Here is a 19,416-nt window from a genome sequence, read left to right as displayed (position 1 = left end):
TTCTGCCTCGGAACTCGACGGTGGAGAATCTTAAAAGAAGAGAGTTTGAAAACAATGAAAAGGAAAAATGATGGAAAGAGAAAATTCAAACAGATCACGCAGGATAACCCTGCGCCTGACAGAGAAAGAGTATGCAAAAATTGAAAGCCAGTTCAAGGCAAGCACTTGCAGAAAACTAAGCGACTATATCCGTAGGCACATATTCAGCAGACCAATCACAAGCACTTACCGCAACCAGTCTTTAGATGATTTAATGGAAGAAACTGTCGTGCTTTCTTCAGAACTCCGTTCAATTGGAAACAACATCAACCAGATTGCCAGAAAAGTAAATACGCTGAAAATGATTCCTGAGTTTAAGACACAGCTGTTTTTATTTGATCTGGAAAGAAAAGCACTTTCTAATAAATTAGAAGCAATCAGCAGTCATACCCAAAAAATATCGGAACAATGGTTGCAGTCATAAAAACCAGCCGTTCGATAAACAGCATTCTCAACTATAACGAAAATAAAGTTAAGGAAGGAGTGGCTGAGTGCATTAACGCCGTGAACTATCCTCTTGAATTAGAGAAATTAAACTTTACCCAGAAGCTGAACCGTTTTTTAAAACTGTCTTCATTGAATGAAAATGCAAAGCGGAACAGTGTTCACATATCGCTCAATTTTGACCCGTCGGAAAATCATTCTAAAGAAAAGCTGATTGAAATTGCAGACACCTATATGGAAAAACTGGGATTCGGCAGACAGCCTTATCTGGTATATCAGCATTATGATGCGGGGCATCCTCACTGCCATATAGTGACAAACAACATTCAGAGAAACGGAAAAAGAATTGATCTGCACCTTATAGGCGTTAAAAAATCAGAGCCTGCGAGAAAAGAAATTGAAGAGCTTTTCGGGCTGGTAAAAGCCGTAGGAAGAAAACAGAAAGAAAACTTTTCATTAAATCCGATAGATGTCGGCAGAGTCCAATATGGAAAAGCAGAGTCCAGAAAGGCAATAAATTCAGTTTTAAATAAGGTTTTATTTGATTATAAATATTCGAGTCTGCCTGAACTCAACGCGGTTTTAAACCTCTATAATGTTCATGCTGACAGAGGAAGTGAAGAATCGAGAGTTTTTAAAAACAATGGACTGCTTTACAAGATACTTGACCAGAATTCAAAACCGATAGGTGTGCCGATAAAAGCCAGCGAATTCTATAGCAGACCTACCTTAAAATTTCTGGAGGAAAAATTCAGGATAAATGAAACAAAAAAACAATACGGCAAAAGCCACGTTAAAAATGCTTTGAGACAGGCTCTGTTTAATGAAAGAATGACTTCTGTCGAGAGATTATCCGAAAGGCTCAAAGATGAAGCGATTCATACTATTTTAAGAAAAAGCAGTGAGGGAAAACTTTATGGAATTACTTTTATCGACTTCAAAACACAGACGGTTGTCAATGGAAGCACTATAGGAAAAGAATTCAGTGCAAAAGGAATTCAGGAAAGCTTTGCTATCAACATTCTTTCACTTGAAAGAAAGCATCAAAATTCCCTCTCCGCAAACTCAGAAAACTTTCAAAATATTGACTTAAGAGATTATGTGAAAGAAAATCTCGCAGATATATTGCTGCGTGGTGAAAAAATGAATGACTATGTTTCAAAACAGTTTAAACAAAAAAAGAAAAAGAGAATTATGAGAGGGATGAAGAATTAAAGAAGGAGACAGATTAACTATCTGTCTCCTTTTTATTTTAAATTCATTTTAGATCACTTTTTTGAAACAGTAACCCAAGATTGATCAAATCCTAATGCTTCTAAAATAACATTTTTATCTAACTTTTCTGGTTGCTTGATTTTAATAACCAAACATTTTTCTGGAACGTCTTCAATAATCGTGAATTGAGAGCCATGGGGTTGCCAAGTAAAACAGTGTTCATTTGTTTTGATATTATACCCTGTTAAATTGCCATTTTTATTCCATTCCCATTTATAAAGCTCATGGTCATATCTAATAGTATCAAATTCAAAGACCACTACTTCTGTTAAATCTTCGGATTTCATAAGCACAACTGTTCTTAAGTGCTTATATTTTTCACGAATTGACGACACTCTCTCATTCCAAATTTCTAATACAAGCTCCCCAATTAGTTTAGGATCAGCTTTATGATCACTTCGTTCTCCAAAAGAATAATTTGGTGAATTTCTGCCCGAAATTAATCTTACCTTCTTTTGTTTTGAGGGATACTTTGACTTAATTGATTTTGCTCCCCAAGCAGTATTGCCCATTACTACATCATCTAAACCAACATTTGAGGGCTTCCAGTCAGCTCCGATGCAATTAGCAAAAATGCACTCCCATTCAGAACCTTCTAGTTCAGGTTTCCCTTTTGAAGCAAGAAGATAAATAATTTCTTTTCCTAATAAAAAAGGAAATTGTTTCGGAAAATCATTTAATGGAAATGCTGATACTGATTTATTGACAGTTCTTAGTTTTGGCGATCGATTACTCTCCATAACCTACTTCATAATCTCTTAATACTGATGTCATATCCATATTATTTGCGACGTACGGCAAAAGTTTTAGTATAACTGCTTTAACAAGATTTACAGGCACAGCATTTCCTGCCTGTCTTTTTGCTTGTCCATCTGACACAACAATCTTATAACTATCTGGAAAACCTTGTAAACGGAACATTTCTCGCGGAGTTAATCTTCTTTCTCCGTTTACTAGTAAATAATTATGTGAAGCACCAGAACGTAAGGCGCAAGAATAGGGATATGAAGTTATATTTCCTGATTTATTTTCGTGCCAAATGGATAAATTATATGCAGATTTATGTTTGTTTTTTCTTTTTTCTAATATCATATCTGAAGCAAAATACTTTGCATCAACTTTTTTTTCCAGAATTTCAGTTAGTGGCTTAAATGGTTTTATTGGTGAAGGAAAATTAAATAAAATAGGCTCTTTATGTCCAACGATTATTATTCTTTCCCTTTTCTGAGGCAAACCATAATCAAGTGCATTTAGGACGGCGAATCTTACGCTATAACCTAATTCTTTTTCTAAAACATCTACAATAGTTTTCAAAGTATTCCCTCCATCGTGACCTAGGAGTTGCTTTACATTTTCTAACACAAAAGCCTTCGGTTTTTTATGTTTTAATATCCTTGCTATGTCAAAAAACAACGTTCCGCGAACATCATCAAAGCCCTTCATTTTACCTATTATACTAAATGATTGACAAGGGAAACCAGCAAACAATATATCATGATCAGGAATATCATTCTCATCAATTTTTGTAATATCTCCAAATGGTCGTTCTCCAAAGTTAGCCTCATAGCTATCTTGACAAAAACTATCAATATCTGATGAAAAAACACATTCTGGAATAATATTGTTTTCTATACATGATTGATCCATAGCAGTTCTAAAACCACCTATTCCACAAAATAGATCTATAAATTTAATTTTTTCCATGTCTTTTTATATGATTCTTACCTATTCAAATGTTGATTTTCTTACCTTTTTGAACAGAATGTTTAACTCTTTATGATTGTTTTGAGCAATTAAGATGCAAATTTACTATTCATTTTTTACATCCACTCTCAAATTTCAAGAAATTGTGGTTGAGTAAAAAAATCTAAATTACGGAATTACCCTTTAAAGAATTAAAATTAATAATAAAAACATTAATTAAATCACGTAAAAACACTGATAATTAATCCAATGATTTATATCAAATTTGTTAATAATCCTGTAACTAATTAATAATCTAACTAACCAAACACATGGCAAAAAAAAATGAAATATCAGAAGAAGAAAAAATAATTCTTTCAATGCCGAATCCACGGCTTGTCAAATTAATCATTAAAAATTTTAGAAGTATTGGGGCTGAGGGAGTGCATATTGATTTAAATGATATCGTTGTATTAGTAGGTCCTAATAATGCTGGCAAAAGTTCAATTCTTAAAGCATACGAAACAGTAATGCATGATGGTTCAAAAAAGTCTATATTAGGTATTGATGATTTCCCAAACAATGTTGTCGATCCGGAAAATCTACCAGAGGTTGAACTGCATTCAATTGTATTTGAAGAAAGAGTCGGCGCACATTGGTTACATAAAACAGAAAAAAATGAACTTTTAGTAAAAGAAAAATGGACCTGGAATGGACCTGGACAATTACCAAATAGAGTTGGATATAATGTTGATATTCAGAATTGGGATACAAAAGCTCCCTTTGGTTTTGCAAATGTTGCAAATCTAAGAAGACCCGAACCTCATCCCGTGCTGGCTTTTGATAATCCAGATGTACAGGCAAAAGCAATTGCAGATCTGCTAATGACAGCAATCAATGAAAAGGTATTGGGTTTGCAATCTGACGGAGAAGAAAACGAATATTTTAAACTTTTGGATAGTTTAAAAGTGTTGCAAAATAAGATAATCGACGAGTCACAAGAACAAATAAAAACAGCAAATGAAGAGCTGTCTAAATTGATATCTCAAGTTTTTCCGAATTACATTATCGACTTTGAATTAGATGCCAACAACAATATTGATAAATCTATCTCTTTATTTAAATCTGTTACAACAAATTTATTGATGGGACCTAAGGATGGCTATAAAAGCTCTATTGATAAACAAGGAAGTGGGGCTAGAAGAACACTATTATGGACTGCTTTAAAGTATTTATCAGAATCAAACAGAAATTCAGTTGATGGGCGACCAACAAGACCACATTTACTGCTTATTGACGAACCTGAGATTTGTTTACATCCGAATGCAATTAGAGAAGCAAGTAATGTATTGTATGAATTACCAAAAAATAGTAATTGGCAAGTGATGGCAACTACTCATTCTCCAATCTTTATTAATTTCGACAGAGATAATACCACTATCATAAGGGTAGAAAAAAACAAAAAAGGAATTGTTAAAGGAACAACTGTTTTTAGACCTGATAAAATTAAACTAGGTGAAGATGATAAGGAAAACTTAAAGCTATTAAACATCTGCGATCCTTATGTAGCCGAATTTTTCTTCGGTGGTTCAGTAGTAATCGTAGAAGGAGATACCGAATATACAGCTTTTAACTATATTAAAAACCTAAATCCTGACAAGTATAATAATATTCATATTATTAGAGCGAGGGGTAAAGCCACTATTGTTTCTTTGATTAAAATTTTAAACCAATTTGGCACAAATTACTCTATATTACATGATAGCGATAGACCATGGAACGAAGAAGGAACGAAACGCAGTCCCGCTTGGGGAAATAACCCAAACATTCTAGCAGAAGTAGAAAAAAAGCCTGTTAATGTACGTGTTAGATTAATTGCTTCGTTACCAAACTTTGAAGAGGCATATTTTGGAGAAGAAGTTAAAAAGGATAAACCTTATAATGCTTTAGAAACTATAAAAACAGATTCTGGTAAGAGAGAGTTAGTTGAAAAATTATTTAATGCATTAATTGATCATGAAAAGGAATTACCTCAAAATTGTACAGAATGGAATGATATTGACAATTTACATGAAATGTTAGCAGCTGTAATAGTTTTGCCTCCATTTATTGGAAAAGATGAAGATTAATTTTTTTTTTAAATGCCAAATATGCTAATGGAATTATTCAAATTGCCAGTTTAAAAGTTTTTATTTAAAATTTTTAAATCTTCTAGTAAAAGGTTCGAATTCTGTACCGCCAAGGTCACTATAAAAAATGAAAGCCTGCAAAGCGTATATTTTGCAGGCTTTTTTATGGTTCGAAGATTTTAAGATTTTATTCTATATTTTGAAAACAGCCATATTTAAAGGAAATTTTGGTTCGAACCCCGTCAAGGCTTTCTTTTATATCAATTTTGTAGTTAATATCATTTTTAAAATCTTTTCTAGCGCTTATTTTCAAATTTAAAAAAGGTGACTAACGGCCTAACTCAGAGACTTCAAAACGGTCATCAATATATTCAAATATTTTTTCTGAAACTAAATGATCACCTTCGGCATTTATTTCAGCGACTGTTTCAATAATTTTTTTTAAATTTTCAATGTCATCACTGCCTGTTATTAACAGTAAATCTCTCGAGGGAATACCTATTATAATATTACCTTTTACGTCGAAATTTTCTTCAGTCCAAATATCCAAAAGAATTAAACTTGATTCGTAATTTCCGCCAGCAGTTAGCATAAAGTAACCATTTTCACCATGTCTCTCAATTGTCAATATGCGCTTTAAATTTTCAATCGCTAATTCTTTCAATTTATCAAATTGAATTTCTAAATTATTAAAAGCTTCTTGAGTCAAATATTTTATGTTTAATTCGTTATCTTCTGCATAAAATATATATAGGTTTTCATTGTATTGTTCGAAAACATGTTTGCTTTTATAATCAGAATTTAAACGCTCAAGCTCTGCGATATATCTAATGTCTTTCACAATAGGAATTATGTTTTCTAATGTAATTGCTTTTTCCTCTTCATATAGACTTGCGGTGGCATTAACATATCTATTTAAAATATCTTTAAGTTCATTTGGTTCTCTTTGGTATTCAGAATATGCATTATTCATAAAATGAGTATGTTCTCTTTCACCGCATTTGGTTGTTATTTCCCAATCCGTAATTACAATTATTTCTAATCTATCAACTTTTGATTTTAGAGTTTTAAAAAATTTTTGAGAAAATTCTTTAGGTGTAATTTTTTTCTTTTTGAAAAACATTTACTAATTAAGTTTTTTGTGATATGTGATATTGAAACTAACGTTCTGACTCTATAAGCGGTTTGCGAGTTATGAAATTGAATATCTTCGGGTAAACGAAAATAGGAATAAGAACGATAATTTTACTAAATCCATAAATGGATTGTAACTACTGTTTGCACTAGTTATTTTTCCTTCAGTTCCTTCCACTTTTTCGTTATGTCTATAAATATTTCTCGATCTGCGATTGAAAACAGTAACATCTCGGTATAGTATAAGTCTTTTTCTTTTTCACTGTCACCTTCCCATAATTTTCGATTTATCTGTCTTACCAGTTGGTTCAACTCATAATAAGCTACCTTTTTGTCTATGAAGAGCCTTTTGTCTGCATTTTTGATAAAAAGCCTGTTGTCTAATTGTTTTATGTCTGTCGGTTGAAATGCATAAATATTTTTTAGTCTTATTAGAACATTTAAGTCAAAAGCTGACATTTTTGAATTTCTGCCTTCTGGAATAGGGAAGAATTGGCGACCAGCATTTTCGGAAAGAATAATCCAATTTAGTGAATATGTAACGCGAGAATCATAGATTATATTTTTATTAGGAAACAAGTAAGCTCCAACTTTTGAAGAGCTTGCAATTCTGTTAAAATCGGGCTTATCTTGGTTTAAAAACTTTTCGATAAGTTTTATAGTGTCATTATCGTTAGCGGTTATGATTCCTCCCCAATCTTTAATAACCCATAGACATAGTTGGTTAAATAAAGTCTTATTTGTTTTTAGAGTTTCGTTTAATTTTTGTCCAACGATTTTTTTAAGCTGAAGTTCTTTTTCATAAGGAGACAATTTGTTAATAACAGTGATTTGTTCTTTTGTCAAGGTTTCAAGTTCGACTAATCGTTCAATTTTCGCATTCCAATTATACAAATTCGGCAATTCAGATTTATATTTATCTAAATACTGCACTATTTTTTCTATATCAAATTCTGCTGTCATTTTAGTTATGTAATTGTGATAATGAGTTCTAACGTACTGATGTTATGGGCGATTTTGGGATTTTGAAACTGAGTATTTTAGGGGTAACTAAAATACTATTTTTAATGGTAATTTCACTGAATCCGAAAATCGATTATAAAGGCAGCTGACGACAGATCTTATTTTTTTGTAAGTGATTCAAATTTTGATTTAATAATTAAATTGTTATCAATTTTATAATTTCTAAGAACATAATAAAGATAACTCAGACTTATATAAAAATTTATATTAGAAGGAAAATGTCTAAAATAAGTATTTGATATTGTGGGTTTATCTTGTTGAACAACAATATTTGTTTTTGAATTGATAAATAGTCTCCATTCACCACTATCAGAATAAACATTTTTACCACCAATAACAGTTTGATCGTCTATTTTTTCTAAGATGAAAGCTATTTTTTCGTCGTATTCTAAATAACAATAATAGTTGTCTTTATTTTCGGCGTGGGAAAGTATATCATTGACAGAGGAAAATAAGTAGATTTCTGGTTTGGAATCAAAATAAAGATGAACTCCAATAAATTTAAGTTTATCTTGAAAATCTAGACTTATTTCGTTTTTTCCTTTTACAATTTTTGAATCTAGATAAATTGTTCTCCCAGTTGTAAGCATTATTTACATTGTTAAATTATTGAATTTCTTTCTTCTTAGGAATACCGCAAATATGTTGATGCTACAAGCGGTTTGCTGGTTATGAAACCGAGTATTTTCGGCTAAACGAAAATAGGAATAAAAATAATAACTCCACTAAATCCAGAAATTAGTTCAAAGAGTTGTTAACTTATAGCTTTTATTGCGATTTAAAATTTCAGCCACCATCTTATTGTTTTATTTTTTCTCCTCTAGATGTTTGGTTGGGAATATATTTACTCCCCGAATCATAAATTAATCCTCATTTAAAATCTTTAAATCTTGCATTAAATGGTTCGAATTCTGTACCGTCAAGGTCACTAGAAATTTAAAAATCTACAAATTTAATAACGGCTAGACTTTTGTTATTAAATGTGACCGTGGAGGGATTCGAACCATCGTTATATTGAATTTGTTTTTTGACTGTACAAAAGGCACATTATTATAATATCTCATTTAATTTCGTCACAAAGTTCGGGAATCACCTGCGGGCGCTTGCAAAAAATTCCCCCATAAATGCAGGATAAAAATCCTGCTTTATTGCGTTGCTTTTTGCGCTTGCTGGATGAATCCCGATTGATGTTCCATAATTAATTAAAATTTAGAAATTATGGAAACCTTAAATCAAAATTGGCAGATCGTATCGGAAATTGAATTAGTCTACAGATCAAAGGTAAAAAATTCAGAAAGGCCACACATCAAATCCTCTCAAGACGTTTACCATCTTTTGAATTCCTCATGGGATCAGGACAAGATAGATTACTTTGAACAGTTTAAAATACTATTCCTGAACCATTCATTCAAAGTCTTAGGGCTTTACGAAATGTCCTCAGGAGGAATTACAGGAACAATAGTAGATCTTCGGATGATCTTTTCGGCAGCTCTGAAAGCAAATGCCACAAACATTATGATTGCACATAATCATCCCTCAGGCAATACAAATCCCTCAGAAGCAGACAAACATATGACTGCAAAGATCAGACAGGCAGGCGAACTGCTTGATATAAAACTATTGGATCATCTGATCATCACCTCGGAGACTTATTACTCCTTTGCGGATGAAGGCGCCTTGTAGGCGCCATTTACCATTTTTATATTGCTTCAAGTCATGTTCTATAAAGATTTCACCAGAGGTACAGATATGGTGATCCATCCAATTGATTTTTTTTCAGGCCAAATTATCCATTGCTGGCTCTGCTCATCCAATGATGATAAATTAGAATAGTGCCTTTTTATTGAAATTATTTTGTTTAAATTTTGAACTATATAGTTATAATCTAAATTTGCTCAAACGTCGTCTACTATACGATCTTCTATACTTAGGCTAACCATTTCACAAAGACAGATATCATGAAGTTGCACAATATTTAAGTATATTTATTTAAGGTATGGTAATTAACATCTAAATAATTATCACATTAATTTCCTCAACTAGGTAAGTCCTCCACTATCACTTTAATTTCCAAATTACTAAGTCGGTGCAATCTATTAGCATCTTCGTTTTTAGAACGACTAATCAAATAAAACCACTCTTTCAGACTTATCATAATAATATCTAAACCATTAAGCAACGATTCATATTTAAAGAGAGGAGAAAAGATAATATAATACACGCGTCGTACATCCTTAATTTTAAGGTAATTTTTATTTACATAACCAACTGAGAAAAGAATAACGACCTTCACTTCGTCATTGAAAATTTCTATTGAATTATGACCGCTAATTACATACAAATTGTCATATTGTATACCGCAAACTAAATAGACCAAAGACGAAGCAAATTCGTTACTTTGAAGCAACCAATGTAATGTCTGATGCTCTTTCATCTCATAAACTAAATCTGGCATAATTATAATCTTAAATGATTTTGATAAAAACTAATAATACAAATAAAACAACATTTACTGCCATAATACGTCGGAGTAAAAATATTTGAATATTTAAAAAAACTACATTGTTTCATTTAATTTCACTTTCGAGAGTCAATTTGTGTTTTATTATATAAATACCTTTATGATGTCTGACTTATTTTTTACATAATGATCTAAAATCAGGTAGTTTTACTATAAAATGCAAATGACGGAATTACGAAATTTGTTGATATTAATAATACAAGGTCTTATTATAGAAAAATATACTATTTTACGGAAAACCGTACTTCACTCAGTATCTTATTTCTTATTTTCACATCTATATTGCTCTGCCACAAAATGACAGACATGTGATTTACTTTTGAAAAATAAAACCAAACAACTATGTCCAAATTAATTTATTTCAAAAGATATCTGTATATTATAGATCGCTTAAGAAGCCACAACTGTGACTTTAAAGATTTACAAAAGCATATTATTCGTAAATTAGAAAATGAAGACATTGACACTAATTTTGAATATTCCGTTCGAACGTTTGAGCGTGACAAAAAAGATATACTAGATATTTTTGGAATTGTAATTAATTACAACCGAAAAGACAAAACCTATAGTATTGATGAAGAAGAAATAGAAGATCAATCGGTTACACGAATAATGGATGCTTTTTCTATTCATCATGCTTTGCAAGAAGGAAACAAGTTATCCCCTAGTGTTTTTCTAGAAAAAAGAAAATCATCCGGTACGGAAAACATTCACGGTATTATTCATGCCATACAGAATCTTTATATTATAAAATTCACTCACCAGAAGCATTGGGATGACTTTAGCACTAATCGTGAAGTTTATCCTATTGCTATAAAAGAATCTCATCAGCGATGGTATTTAATCGCTTTAGATAAAAAAGACGATAAAGTGAAAACTTTCGGACTTGATCGAATTTCAAATTTAAATGTTACGGACACTAAGTTTAAACCGATTAAATATAATGTGGAAAAAGAATTTCAGCACGCCTTCGGTGTAGAAACTTATTCTCCAGCAGAAAAAGTAGTTCTCGAATTTGTTAACAAACAAGGTAATTACATTAAAACCTTTCCTCTTCATGAATCTCAAAAGATTATAACAGAAAATGATGATACGCTACTTGTAGAAATTTACTTACATACCACTAATGATATTGTAATGGAACTATTGAAATACGGTGCAGATGTAAAAGTCGTCTCTCCTACCAGACTTCAGAAAGAGATAAAAAATAGAATTTCACAAATGACTAATCTTTATATTTAATGAACACATTTACTGCGATAGATTTTGAAACTGCCACAGGTTATAGAAATAGTATTTGTCAAATCGGATTGGTTAGAATTGAAAATGGAATAACTTCTAAAGAAATAGATTTACTAGTGCAACCACCCGGAAATTTCTATTGGAGCCAATTTAGTGACATTCATGGAATCTCATCAAAGAAAACAATTAACGCTCTTAGTTTTAATCAAATCTGGCAACTCATACAGCCATTTATAGAGAATCAAAATGTAGTGGCTCATAATGGTTTTGGATTTGATTTTCCTGTTCTAGAAAAAACACTTCTGCATTTTAATTTACCTATTCCTAACTATAATAAAATCTGTACTTATAAAATTTACAGATCAAACTTATCAAACTTATGCAAGCAACATAACATTCTGCTAAACCATCACGATGCACTGAGTGATGCTAAGGCTTGTGCGGAGTTGTATTTAAGATGTTACAATATTTAATAAAAAGAAAAAAACATTAACCTAAAAAAAACTAGAATTTTGGAGCTACAAAAAACATTTGGCGAGATAATTAAGCCTTATTTCTTTACAATTCCTGATTATCAAAGAGCTTACTCCTGGGGTGAAAAGCAAATAATACCTTTCATTAATGATATATTGGAATACTACGATAAAACAAATGACATGGAATCTGCAGATAAAAATTATTATCTGGGTCATTATATTTTGGAAGGAGAACTTGGATCCAATAATTATGAACTAATAGACGGACAACAACGTATCAGTACTGTTTATTTATTTTTGTTAGTATGCAATCACCTGAAGAAAGACTGTGAATACTATAAACAGATTAATTTGACACCCGTTTCTTATGACAAAAATGGTTTAAATATTATTATAAACATTCTAGAAACAAGTGGAGAAAATATAAATAAAAAACTAACGGAATTACTAAACGATACCAAAACAAAGACCATGTCTTTCATCAGAATGGTCGAAGCCGTCAAATTATTTATTGATTCTTTTTCAGGGGAGAAAAAGTTGCCAAAATTGAATGTTGATAAAATTGACAAATATGTAGCAGTAATAGACAAAGCGCATTGTTCTGTTGCCATCTATAATGATAAAGCGGTTGCTTCACAGATTTTTGAATTACATAATACACGTGGGATAGCACTTTCTGAGACTGAAAAAGTGAAGGCTTTATTGATGAAAAATGTTTACATCAACTCACAAAACCCACATGAAGACATTGAGAAAATTCAAAATGCTTTTGCTCGTATTTTTGAAATGGAAGAGAAAGCAAGTGATGTATGGCTACGTGGGGATTTATCCTTAGACAATATTTTGATGTATCATTTACAAGCTGTTGAAGACGGATATAAAAATGAAGAATTTAGCTTACCTCAAGGAGTAGCTGGCGACAATGGTTCGTTTGAATATGTAAAAAAAGCACTAACTAAGAGAAATGAAAAGACTAAAATTGTTGATTATGCGATAAATGTAGCTGAGCAATTTGGAAAATCCATGGATATTCTGGTAAATAAAATACCAAAAGCTGATGAAGAAAACCCTCTAATTGGAGATGTATTGTTATTAGATAAAAACCGAAGCATTATATTTTTATTTCGAGCTTTCAGGTCGGGAAATCCAATTGAAAATAAATTAATCGAACGTTGGGAAAATTTTCTAATATGTTATGAAATAATATACTGGAATGGATATTATTATAATGCAAAAGCATTTAGAAGTACATTTCAAAGTATTTACAAAGCAATTGAAAACGGATCTGATTTAAATAAATGTAATGATTTACTATCAAGCTTTTACAGAGGAGAAAAAAAATTTTCATACCACTGGGAGCACCTAGGAAATAATGCAAATAAGTTATTTGAAGTTGAGAAAAAGAAATGGGTCAAGCATGCTTATGGCTGGAATAAAACTGCCTATTTTCTATATAAATTTGAAATAGAACATGGTGCAGATTACAAAGATATAAGAAAGAATATTTATAAAAAAGATTCCATTTCAATAGACCATATTGTTGCTAGAAGTATTGAATGGAAGGATTTAGGAATTGAAAACTATTCAGAAAATAAAGACCAGGCAGATTTAATATGGAAAGAGATTAACAATGTTATCAATGGTATCGGAAACCTCTCCTTATCCACCTCAAGTGCAAATTCATCTGATTCAAATAGATCACCAAGTAAACATTTACATTCCTTCAGGAAATTTGGGTTGGTCAAGACTGTAGAACAAATTGAAACATGGACAGATCCAAATGAATTTGCTCAAAAAATAACAGAAAGAAACGAATCTATTAGAGAGTTTGTAAAAGAGCGCATAATAAACAAAGAAGGTATCTGGAAGTAAGTTAATATTAAAAAACATGAGTCATTTAAGAACAGCACACACTACAACTGAATTAACAGCAATTTTTGAAGAAAGCGGCATGCCTGAAAAATACTTTGACCAATTTTTAATGTATTATGAAACTTGCTTTAAGGATTTTTTGAAAGAGAATGAACAATATAGAGATGAGGATTTCGCTGAAGGAGAATCTGTTCAATCAGACGCTCTTATTGTCACAAAGATACACATCGAGTTAGTCATGAAAGAAATTTCAAAAGGTCATGGAGATGAATGGGCATTTGCAATAGCTAATTGCACAGAAGAAGATGAAAGAGCCCATATTTTTGTTTACAATGAATTAAAAAATATAAATCCTGAATTGGCTAAAAAAGAACTATTGATTCTTTGCAAATCATATTCAGGTGATGATTTTTTTGAAAAATATTTCATTTCTAAGTTTGAAAAAGGCTGTGATTATTTTAATTATGCAAAAAGAGCTAGAAAGTATTCTGAAATCTATAAAAAAAAATTGACAGAAGGAAAATCAAAAATCTATGCCCATCAGTATGCTGATCTAATAGCAAACGAAGAATTCAGTAAAATCTACTGCGAGGAGTATGCTTACGCCTACGACAAAGCAATAAGTGAAGCTAAATCTGAGGAATACGCAGTTGTATTTGCTGATCAATATGGATCTGCTCTTGTCGACATTAAAAGTCGCTATGGTATTTCTGATGATGAAGAAATGATAAATTTTGAAATTGAAAAGGTTAATATTTTTATGAAAGCTTGGGCACACAATCAAGAGCTCCAATTAACTAACTTTAAAAGATTTGCTGACATCTACGAGCAGGTACATATGAAGACATACTATAATGATCAAAATAAATCCCCTGTAATAGAAAGCAAAGAAATCAATAAAGATATTTTAGAAAGAACTTTGCACAGCTACATGAAGTTAGAAGATAAATAATCTTATTTAAACAATTAAGTATATATCTATTATAGGCTGAGTCTCAAAAAACTGTTACTTCCGTAACAGTTTTTTTTTATAAAATTTCACAGATACGATTCGGCATAGCACAAAAATATTTTTACAAAAAAATTACAATTATAAATATATTTTAAAAAAAGAAAAATTATAATGCTGCTATCACAATACCTACAAATGTCGATTATATACTGTGTGACAAATTAGCTGTAACACTAATTGCATCAGCAAACTATTCATACCCAAGCAAAATCATTAAATGATAAAAAATTTGAAGCAATATCAATTAAATATTCATTTGATAAATAATTCAACAGTCACACTTTGGCACACCAATATCATTTCTTTGTTAGTGGGAAAGCCGAAAACCAAATCTAAAGTAGGCATCAACTAAAAAACAAAAACTATGTCACAAATGATTACCAAAGACAATGAATTAATTAGAATTAACCCTAGCAACACTAATAAGATCGAATACTCAACAACATCTGGCAGGTCATGGCATGTAAGATATTCTGGATCTTCATACGGTAATTTTCAAGATTTAACAGACAATGGCAAAGAGATCCTTGCTACTACTTCTAAAGGCCTTTACTATTCAACTACAAATGGAAGAAGTTGGCATAAAAGAAACTAATTCCTCTTCCCGAATTATTAAAAGCGACATACTTTGACAGTGTGTCGTTTTATTTTTACTCCAAAGTAAACTAACCATTTTTACCTATGATTCGAAATTATAATGAATTAATAATTTGCATAACAAACATAGAAAAGCAAATTTCTAAACTAAAAAAAGAACAACAAAAACACATTTTTAAATTAGATTTTGCGAATGCAAAAACACTACTATCACAACAGCAACTTTTAGAATTACAAATTTTAAATTATATCGGATATTATCAAGAGAAGATTAAAAACAATCATCTTGAAAGTAAGTTGTACGGTGAAAAATTAGTTTTTTTGAAGAAGTCGTATCAAACCAAAAACATTGCAGATGATTTGCTATATTGCTTAAAACAACTTATAAAGGACTATGACGAACTAAAAAATGACTTATGGATTTTTTCTTCATTACATCTAAATCATGTTTTAGAAATAAAAGAAAAAATCAAAAAACTTATATTTACAGTAGAAGAAATTTATTTTGAGCTAACTAATTTAATACTATTTTTAAATGCAAAATTTAATGAGAAACAAATAATCGAGTATAATTTGATAGTAGATTTTTTTCATAATTATTATACATCCGAAATAGAAAATTTACAAGATAAACTAAGGTCTGAAAAATCAGGTTCAAAATTCATTCAATTCCTAAAAAAACTAGTTAATCCGGCAACAATAAAAATGATCGAATTAGAATTAGAAAGTAAAAAAGAAACTGAAGAAATTACAATTCAACTCGAATTACTAGTAGCTACAAAAGAACGTCACAACAAACTAAGTAAAATGGCTCATAAATCAATTTAATATTAGTTTACAGCAATACAATTATCCCTTTTCAATTTTCAATTTTATGATTACTTTTAATTATAAACTGTTGACAGATGGAAACTACTAAACTGACTAGAACAGAACTATACGATTTAGTTTGGTCGACTACTATTTCAAAAATTTTGGAAAAATATGCTTTATCAAATGATGGATTTAAGAAAATCTGTAAGAAGTACGAAATTCCTCTTCCTGGAAATGGATACTGGCTAAAATTAAAACATAACAAACCTTTCAAAAAAGAAATTCTAAATCTTAATTTTAATGGTGAAAATGAAATTGAGTTTACAATACGAGAAGAAGGAAGTATTATCAATATTGATCAAACTCCCTTAACCATATTGACGAAACAAATTCTTAGTGATAAAAATGCCCCCTTGAAAGTTCCCGAAAAACTAACAAAACCAGATATTTTAATAACCCAAACAAGAGAATATAAAACAAAAGGGCAGTATAGTCATGATAACTACCGAACAAGTAAAATAAATCTACTATCAATTTACGGAATTGAAAAAGAACATTTCACTCGAGCTCTAATAATTATGGATATGTTCGTAAAACTTCTCCGTTATAGAGGACATTCATTCAAAAGAGATATTAATGGAGATGGCCCTCATATTATGATCAAAGAAATTCCCTTCCCCTTTAGCTTGCGAGAAGCACAAAAGAGAATTCCGGCTGAAAAAGGCTCATACGGTTCAACATATCTTCCTACCGGAATACTAGTTTTAAAAATTGGAGAAAGTTTCAGAGCCCAAGAATGGAGAGATGGAACAGTCAAACTAGAGAATCAGCTAGCAAAAATAGTAGCAAAACTCGAAATCGATGCCGACAAAGAAATAATTCGAAAGGAAGAATCTCGAATTTACTGGTTGAGATATGAAGAAGAAAAAGAGCGAAATAATCAAATAAAAAAACGAAAAGATGAGGAAATTCAAAAATTTAATAAACTTGTCGAACTTTCCAGACAATATAATCAGTCATTATTAATTAGAGAATACATCAAAGCGGAACATCAAAACTTGATTTCTAACAACAATTTGACAGCTGAAAAATTAGAATGGCTAAAATGGGCAAATGATAAAGCAGATTGGCTAGATCCATTAGTAAATAAACACGATGAAATATTAGATGCTAAATAACTTTAAAGCAAAATAAAAGGTTTCAGTTTAAGCCGAAACCTCTTCTAAAAGTTATGCCCCTGCTCTCAACGTTTGGATAATACCAACTGTCCATACAATTGGTTTCCAAAGAATAACAAAACCGATAATTGATAAAATTGAGAACACTGTCCAAAAAGAAAAATCATAGGCCAATGTAAATTGTGGAAAATAGCTCATGAGAAAATAATAGACTCCAAATGGAATTGCCAAAAATGCGACAACTATCCAGGCTATGCATTTTATAATAAATGCTACAATGTTTAATAAAAATTGAAATAACATATGTTTGATTTTTTTAGTTATGATGCAATTTTAGCACTTGAATCTGTCATTTTGTGTCGCTCTAAAATAAAATTGGAAAACAAACAATACCGACACTAAATGGCAGTTCGACAATTTAAATTTGAAGAAGAAATAAAAATATGATTATAAAAGGGCAAAATACTTTTAATTAAGAATAGCAGAAAAACTGAGTCTCATCAAAAAAAAGATTGTTATAAAGCGTTATATTTGAACTTTAAAAATTTAACATGACTAAAAAAATATATTTATTACTTTTTACAATTTTATCTTGCTTAATATCAATTTCCTGCTCAAAAGACAATGGCACAGATTCCTTGATCGAAGAAAAACTAGACTCAATGACCGGAAAGGAAATTATAAGGGAATTACTAATTAAAAATGATAATGACATAAATCAGTTAGCAAGAATTTTTGATTGTTCACCAAGTTCTTTAATTAGAATACTAAATGGTGAAACAATTAATACGCCTGAAGCAGAAAAACAATTTAAAAATGTATTGAATCAAACTTTAATTGCAAAAGAAAAAACTTTAGATGAAATAGATCCGTCAAAACAATCCTGGATCTTTAAAAGTAGATTTTTTATTGAAAACCACTATATCTGGCTGATTATAATGCTATGCATTATCTTTCTTTTGGTATCTATTGAATTGGTAGAAATTAATTTTTTCTCAATTATTGCTATCGCATTTTCCATAGCAATCTTATTAGCCATTTTAATCTATATTATTGACATGGCTTTTATATGGTTTACTGATCCACCTCTACTGGTTGATAAATTCAAAAACACATATGATCCTATATGGGAAATTTTAAAGTAAAATTATTCTTTTGTGCTATTATTGTTGTAATTCTCTCTTCTTGCAATAAAAACAAAACCGAATTAGTAAAATCAAAACAAGAATTCAATCTTTCCCGAAAACCAATAAATAAAGAAGAATCACTATATTTAATTGAAAAATCCGAAGAGTTTGAATTGAAGCATAACGAACTTTTTCAAGAGGAGCTACAAATAAAATCTAAACAATATTATGAAAACACTATTGAAAAATTTATTGAAAATGAGACAAGTTTTCTAAGGTTATTTGGTGAATTGTGGGACATTCCATTCAAATCCGAGAACACAAGAAAAGTAATTTGGAAACTAAAAATTGATCGCCATTTTAGAAGTACATCATATTTAACCTATATCAGAAACGAAGTTGAAATTTATACAGACGGAGTTAATAATCAGCGCAACAATGGTATCTCAAAAATATTAGGCGTAAGAAATCCTTCCTTTTTGAGATTGCCTATTGCATCAATAGATTCTTTCCATAGTAAAGACAAAACAGTTAAAGAAATCATTAATAAAATTAATACGGAAATAATTGATCAGTTATCCGATGCAGTCTTGGGATTTACACCAGAAATAATAATAGTACTATTAGGACTAATAGGTGTGATCGGTGCAAAATTACCCTGGCCAATATCCACAGTTGTCTTTATTATTATTGCTGGTATCTTCTTTTGGAGATCACATATTCGTCAAAACGAAATTAGAGAAATTTTAAAATTGGAATGCAATAAAGTTATAAGCAGCACCAGAATTGATTATTTAGATCACTTAAACAAAAATACTTTTGATTATTATTCACAATTAAAAAAATAAATG

19 protein-coding genes are annotated in these 19,416 nt (G+C 30.6%); 13 read left to right on the top strand and 6 right to left on the bottom strand.

The genetic code is table 11. The features are described 5' to 3' along the window. Positions 1–67: 67 nt before the first annotated feature. Together ABTV69_RS09280 and ABTV69_RS09275 are read left to right on the top strand one after the other, a co-directional pair. A complete protein-coding gene (locus tag ABTV69_RS09280) occupies positions 68–463 on the top strand; it encodes a plasmid mobilization protein (protein WP_433835687.1) in 396 nt (131 codons plus the stop codon). Next, the gene (locus tag ABTV69_RS09275; protein WP_433835685.1) at positions 448–1,698 is read left to right on the top strand and encodes a relaxase/mobilization nuclease domain-containing protein; all 1,251 of its coding nucleotides are present in this window, start codon (positions 448–450) and stop codon (positions 1,696–1,698) included. The genes ABTV69_RS09280 and ABTV69_RS09275 overlap by 16 nt, the downstream gene beginning before the upstream one ends. Before the next feature lie 53 nt (positions 1,699–1,751). Here the strand turns inward: ABTV69_RS09275 and ABTV69_RS09270 are convergent, their stop codons facing one another. Together ABTV69_RS09270 and ABTV69_RS09265 are read right to left on the bottom strand one after the other, a co-directional pair. Then, complete coding sequence (locus ABTV69_RS09270; RefSeq protein WP_433835683.1) at positions 1,752–2,498, bottom strand: hypothetical protein; 747 nt, start codon at positions 2,496–2,498, stop codon at positions 1,752–1,754. After that, positions 2,488–3,462: a DNA cytosine methyltransferase gene (locus ABTV69_RS09265; RefSeq protein WP_433835681.1), complete on the bottom strand. Its 975-nt coding sequence runs from the start codon at positions 3,460–3,462 to the stop codon at positions 2,488–2,490. Before ABTV69_RS09265 ends, ABTV69_RS09270 begins: the two co-directional genes overlap by 11 nt. Before the next feature lie 311 nt (positions 3,463–3,773). Here ABTV69_RS09265 and ABTV69_RS09260 point away from each other — a divergent pair, with 311 nt between their 5' ends. Continuing rightward, on the top strand, positions 3,774–5,570 hold the full coding sequence (locus tag ABTV69_RS09260) for an ATP-dependent nuclease (protein WP_433835679.1): 1,797 nt from the start codon (positions 3,774–3,776) through the stop codon (positions 5,568–5,570). 328 nt (positions 5,571–5,898) lie between these two features. Here the strand turns inward: ABTV69_RS09260 and ABTV69_RS09255 are convergent, their stop codons facing one another. The 3 genes from ABTV69_RS09255 to ABTV69_RS09245 form a co-directional block, all read right to left on the bottom strand. Further along, entirely contained in the window at positions 5,899–6,693 is a 795-nt protein-coding gene (locus ABTV69_RS09255) for a DUF1444 family protein (RefSeq protein ID WP_433835677.1), read from the bottom strand. A 164-nt stretch (positions 6,694–6,857) separates the two neighbouring features. Then, positions 6,858–7,667 carry a hypothetical protein gene (locus tag ABTV69_RS09250; protein ID WP_433835675.1) on the bottom strand — a complete coding sequence of 270 codons (810 nt, stop codon included), beginning with the start codon at positions 7,665–7,667 and terminating at the stop codon, positions 6,858–6,860. A gap of 158 nt (positions 7,668–7,825) precedes the next feature. Next, positions 7,826–8,317, bottom strand: coding sequence for a hypothetical protein (locus ABTV69_RS09245; protein ID WP_433835673.1), 492 nt, complete (start codon positions 8,315–8,317; stop codon positions 7,826–7,828). A 628-nt stretch (positions 8,318–8,945) separates the two neighbouring features. On the opposite strand from ABTV69_RS09245, the gene ABTV69_RS09240 reads away from it, so the two are divergent. Continuing rightward, a complete protein-coding gene (locus tag ABTV69_RS09240) occupies positions 8,946–9,410 on the top strand; it encodes a JAB domain-containing protein (RefSeq protein WP_433835670.1) in 465 nt (154 codons plus the stop codon). Positions 9,411–9,762: 352 nt separating this feature from the next. On the opposite strand, the gene ABTV69_RS09235 is transcribed toward ABTV69_RS09240, so the two are convergent. Continuing rightward, positions 9,763–10,182, bottom strand: coding sequence for a hypothetical protein (locus ABTV69_RS09235; RefSeq protein WP_433835668.1), 420 nt, complete (start codon positions 10,180–10,182; stop codon positions 9,763–9,765). 408 nt (positions 10,183–10,590) lie between these two features. On the opposite strand from ABTV69_RS09235, the gene ABTV69_RS09230 reads away from it, so the two are divergent. From ABTV69_RS09230 to ABTV69_RS09190, 9 genes are all read left to right on the top strand, one after another. Then, positions 10,591–11,490 (top strand): helix-turn-helix transcriptional regulator, encoded by a 900-nt coding sequence (locus ABTV69_RS09230; RefSeq protein ID WP_433835666.1) that lies wholly within the window; start codon positions 10,591–10,593, stop codon positions 11,488–11,490. Beyond that, positions 11,490–11,963: an exonuclease domain-containing protein gene (locus tag ABTV69_RS09225; RefSeq protein WP_433835664.1), complete on the top strand. Its 474-nt coding sequence runs from the start codon at positions 11,490–11,492 to the stop codon at positions 11,961–11,963. The genes ABTV69_RS09230 and ABTV69_RS09225 overlap by 1 nt, the downstream gene beginning before the upstream one ends. Positions 11,964–12,002: 39 nt before the next feature. Further along, complete coding sequence (locus tag ABTV69_RS09220; RefSeq protein WP_433835662.1) at positions 12,003–13,838, top strand: DUF262 domain-containing protein; 1,836 nt, start codon at positions 12,003–12,005, stop codon at positions 13,836–13,838. Positions 13,839–13,854: 16 nt separating this feature from the next. Next, complete coding sequence (locus tag ABTV69_RS09215; RefSeq protein ID WP_433835660.1) at positions 13,855–14,790, top strand: hypothetical protein; 936 nt, start codon at positions 13,855–13,857, stop codon at positions 14,788–14,790. Between the two features lie 433 nt (positions 14,791–15,223). Next, positions 15,224–15,445: a hypothetical protein gene (locus tag ABTV69_RS09210; RefSeq protein WP_433835658.1), complete on the top strand. Its 222-nt coding sequence runs from the start codon at positions 15,224–15,226 to the stop codon at positions 15,443–15,445. An 86-nt stretch (positions 15,446–15,531) separates the two neighbouring features. Next, complete coding sequence (locus ABTV69_RS09205; RefSeq protein WP_433835656.1) at positions 15,532–16,275, top strand: hypothetical protein; 744 nt, start codon at positions 15,532–15,534, stop codon at positions 16,273–16,275. 77 nt (positions 16,276–16,352) lie between these two features. Then, entirely contained in the window at positions 16,353–17,438 is a 1,086-nt protein-coding gene (locus ABTV69_RS09200) for a hypothetical protein (protein ID WP_433835654.1), read from the top strand. A 551-nt stretch (positions 17,439–17,989) separates the two neighbouring features. Next, positions 17,990–18,583 carry a hypothetical protein gene (locus tag ABTV69_RS09195; RefSeq protein WP_433835652.1) on the top strand — a complete coding sequence of 198 codons (594 nt, stop codon included), beginning with the start codon at positions 17,990–17,992 and terminating at the stop codon, positions 18,581–18,583. After that, the gene (locus ABTV69_RS09190; RefSeq protein ID WP_433835650.1) at positions 18,565–19,413 is read left to right on the top strand and encodes a hypothetical protein; all 849 of its coding nucleotides are present in this window, start codon (positions 18,565–18,567) and stop codon (positions 19,411–19,413) included. The genes ABTV69_RS09195 and ABTV69_RS09190 overlap by 19 nt, the downstream gene beginning before the upstream one ends. Positions 19,414–19,416 lie beyond the last annotated feature (3 nt).

Origin of the sequence: Flavobacterium anhuiense, from assembly GCF_050990855.1 — a bacterium.
Taxonomy (GTDB): domain Bacteria; phylum Bacteroidota; class Bacteroidia; order Flavobacteriales; family Flavobacteriaceae; genus Flavobacterium; species Flavobacterium anhuiense_C.
Note: the sequence above shows the minus strand (reverse complement) of the source record. Positions and strands in the feature narration are given on the sequence as shown.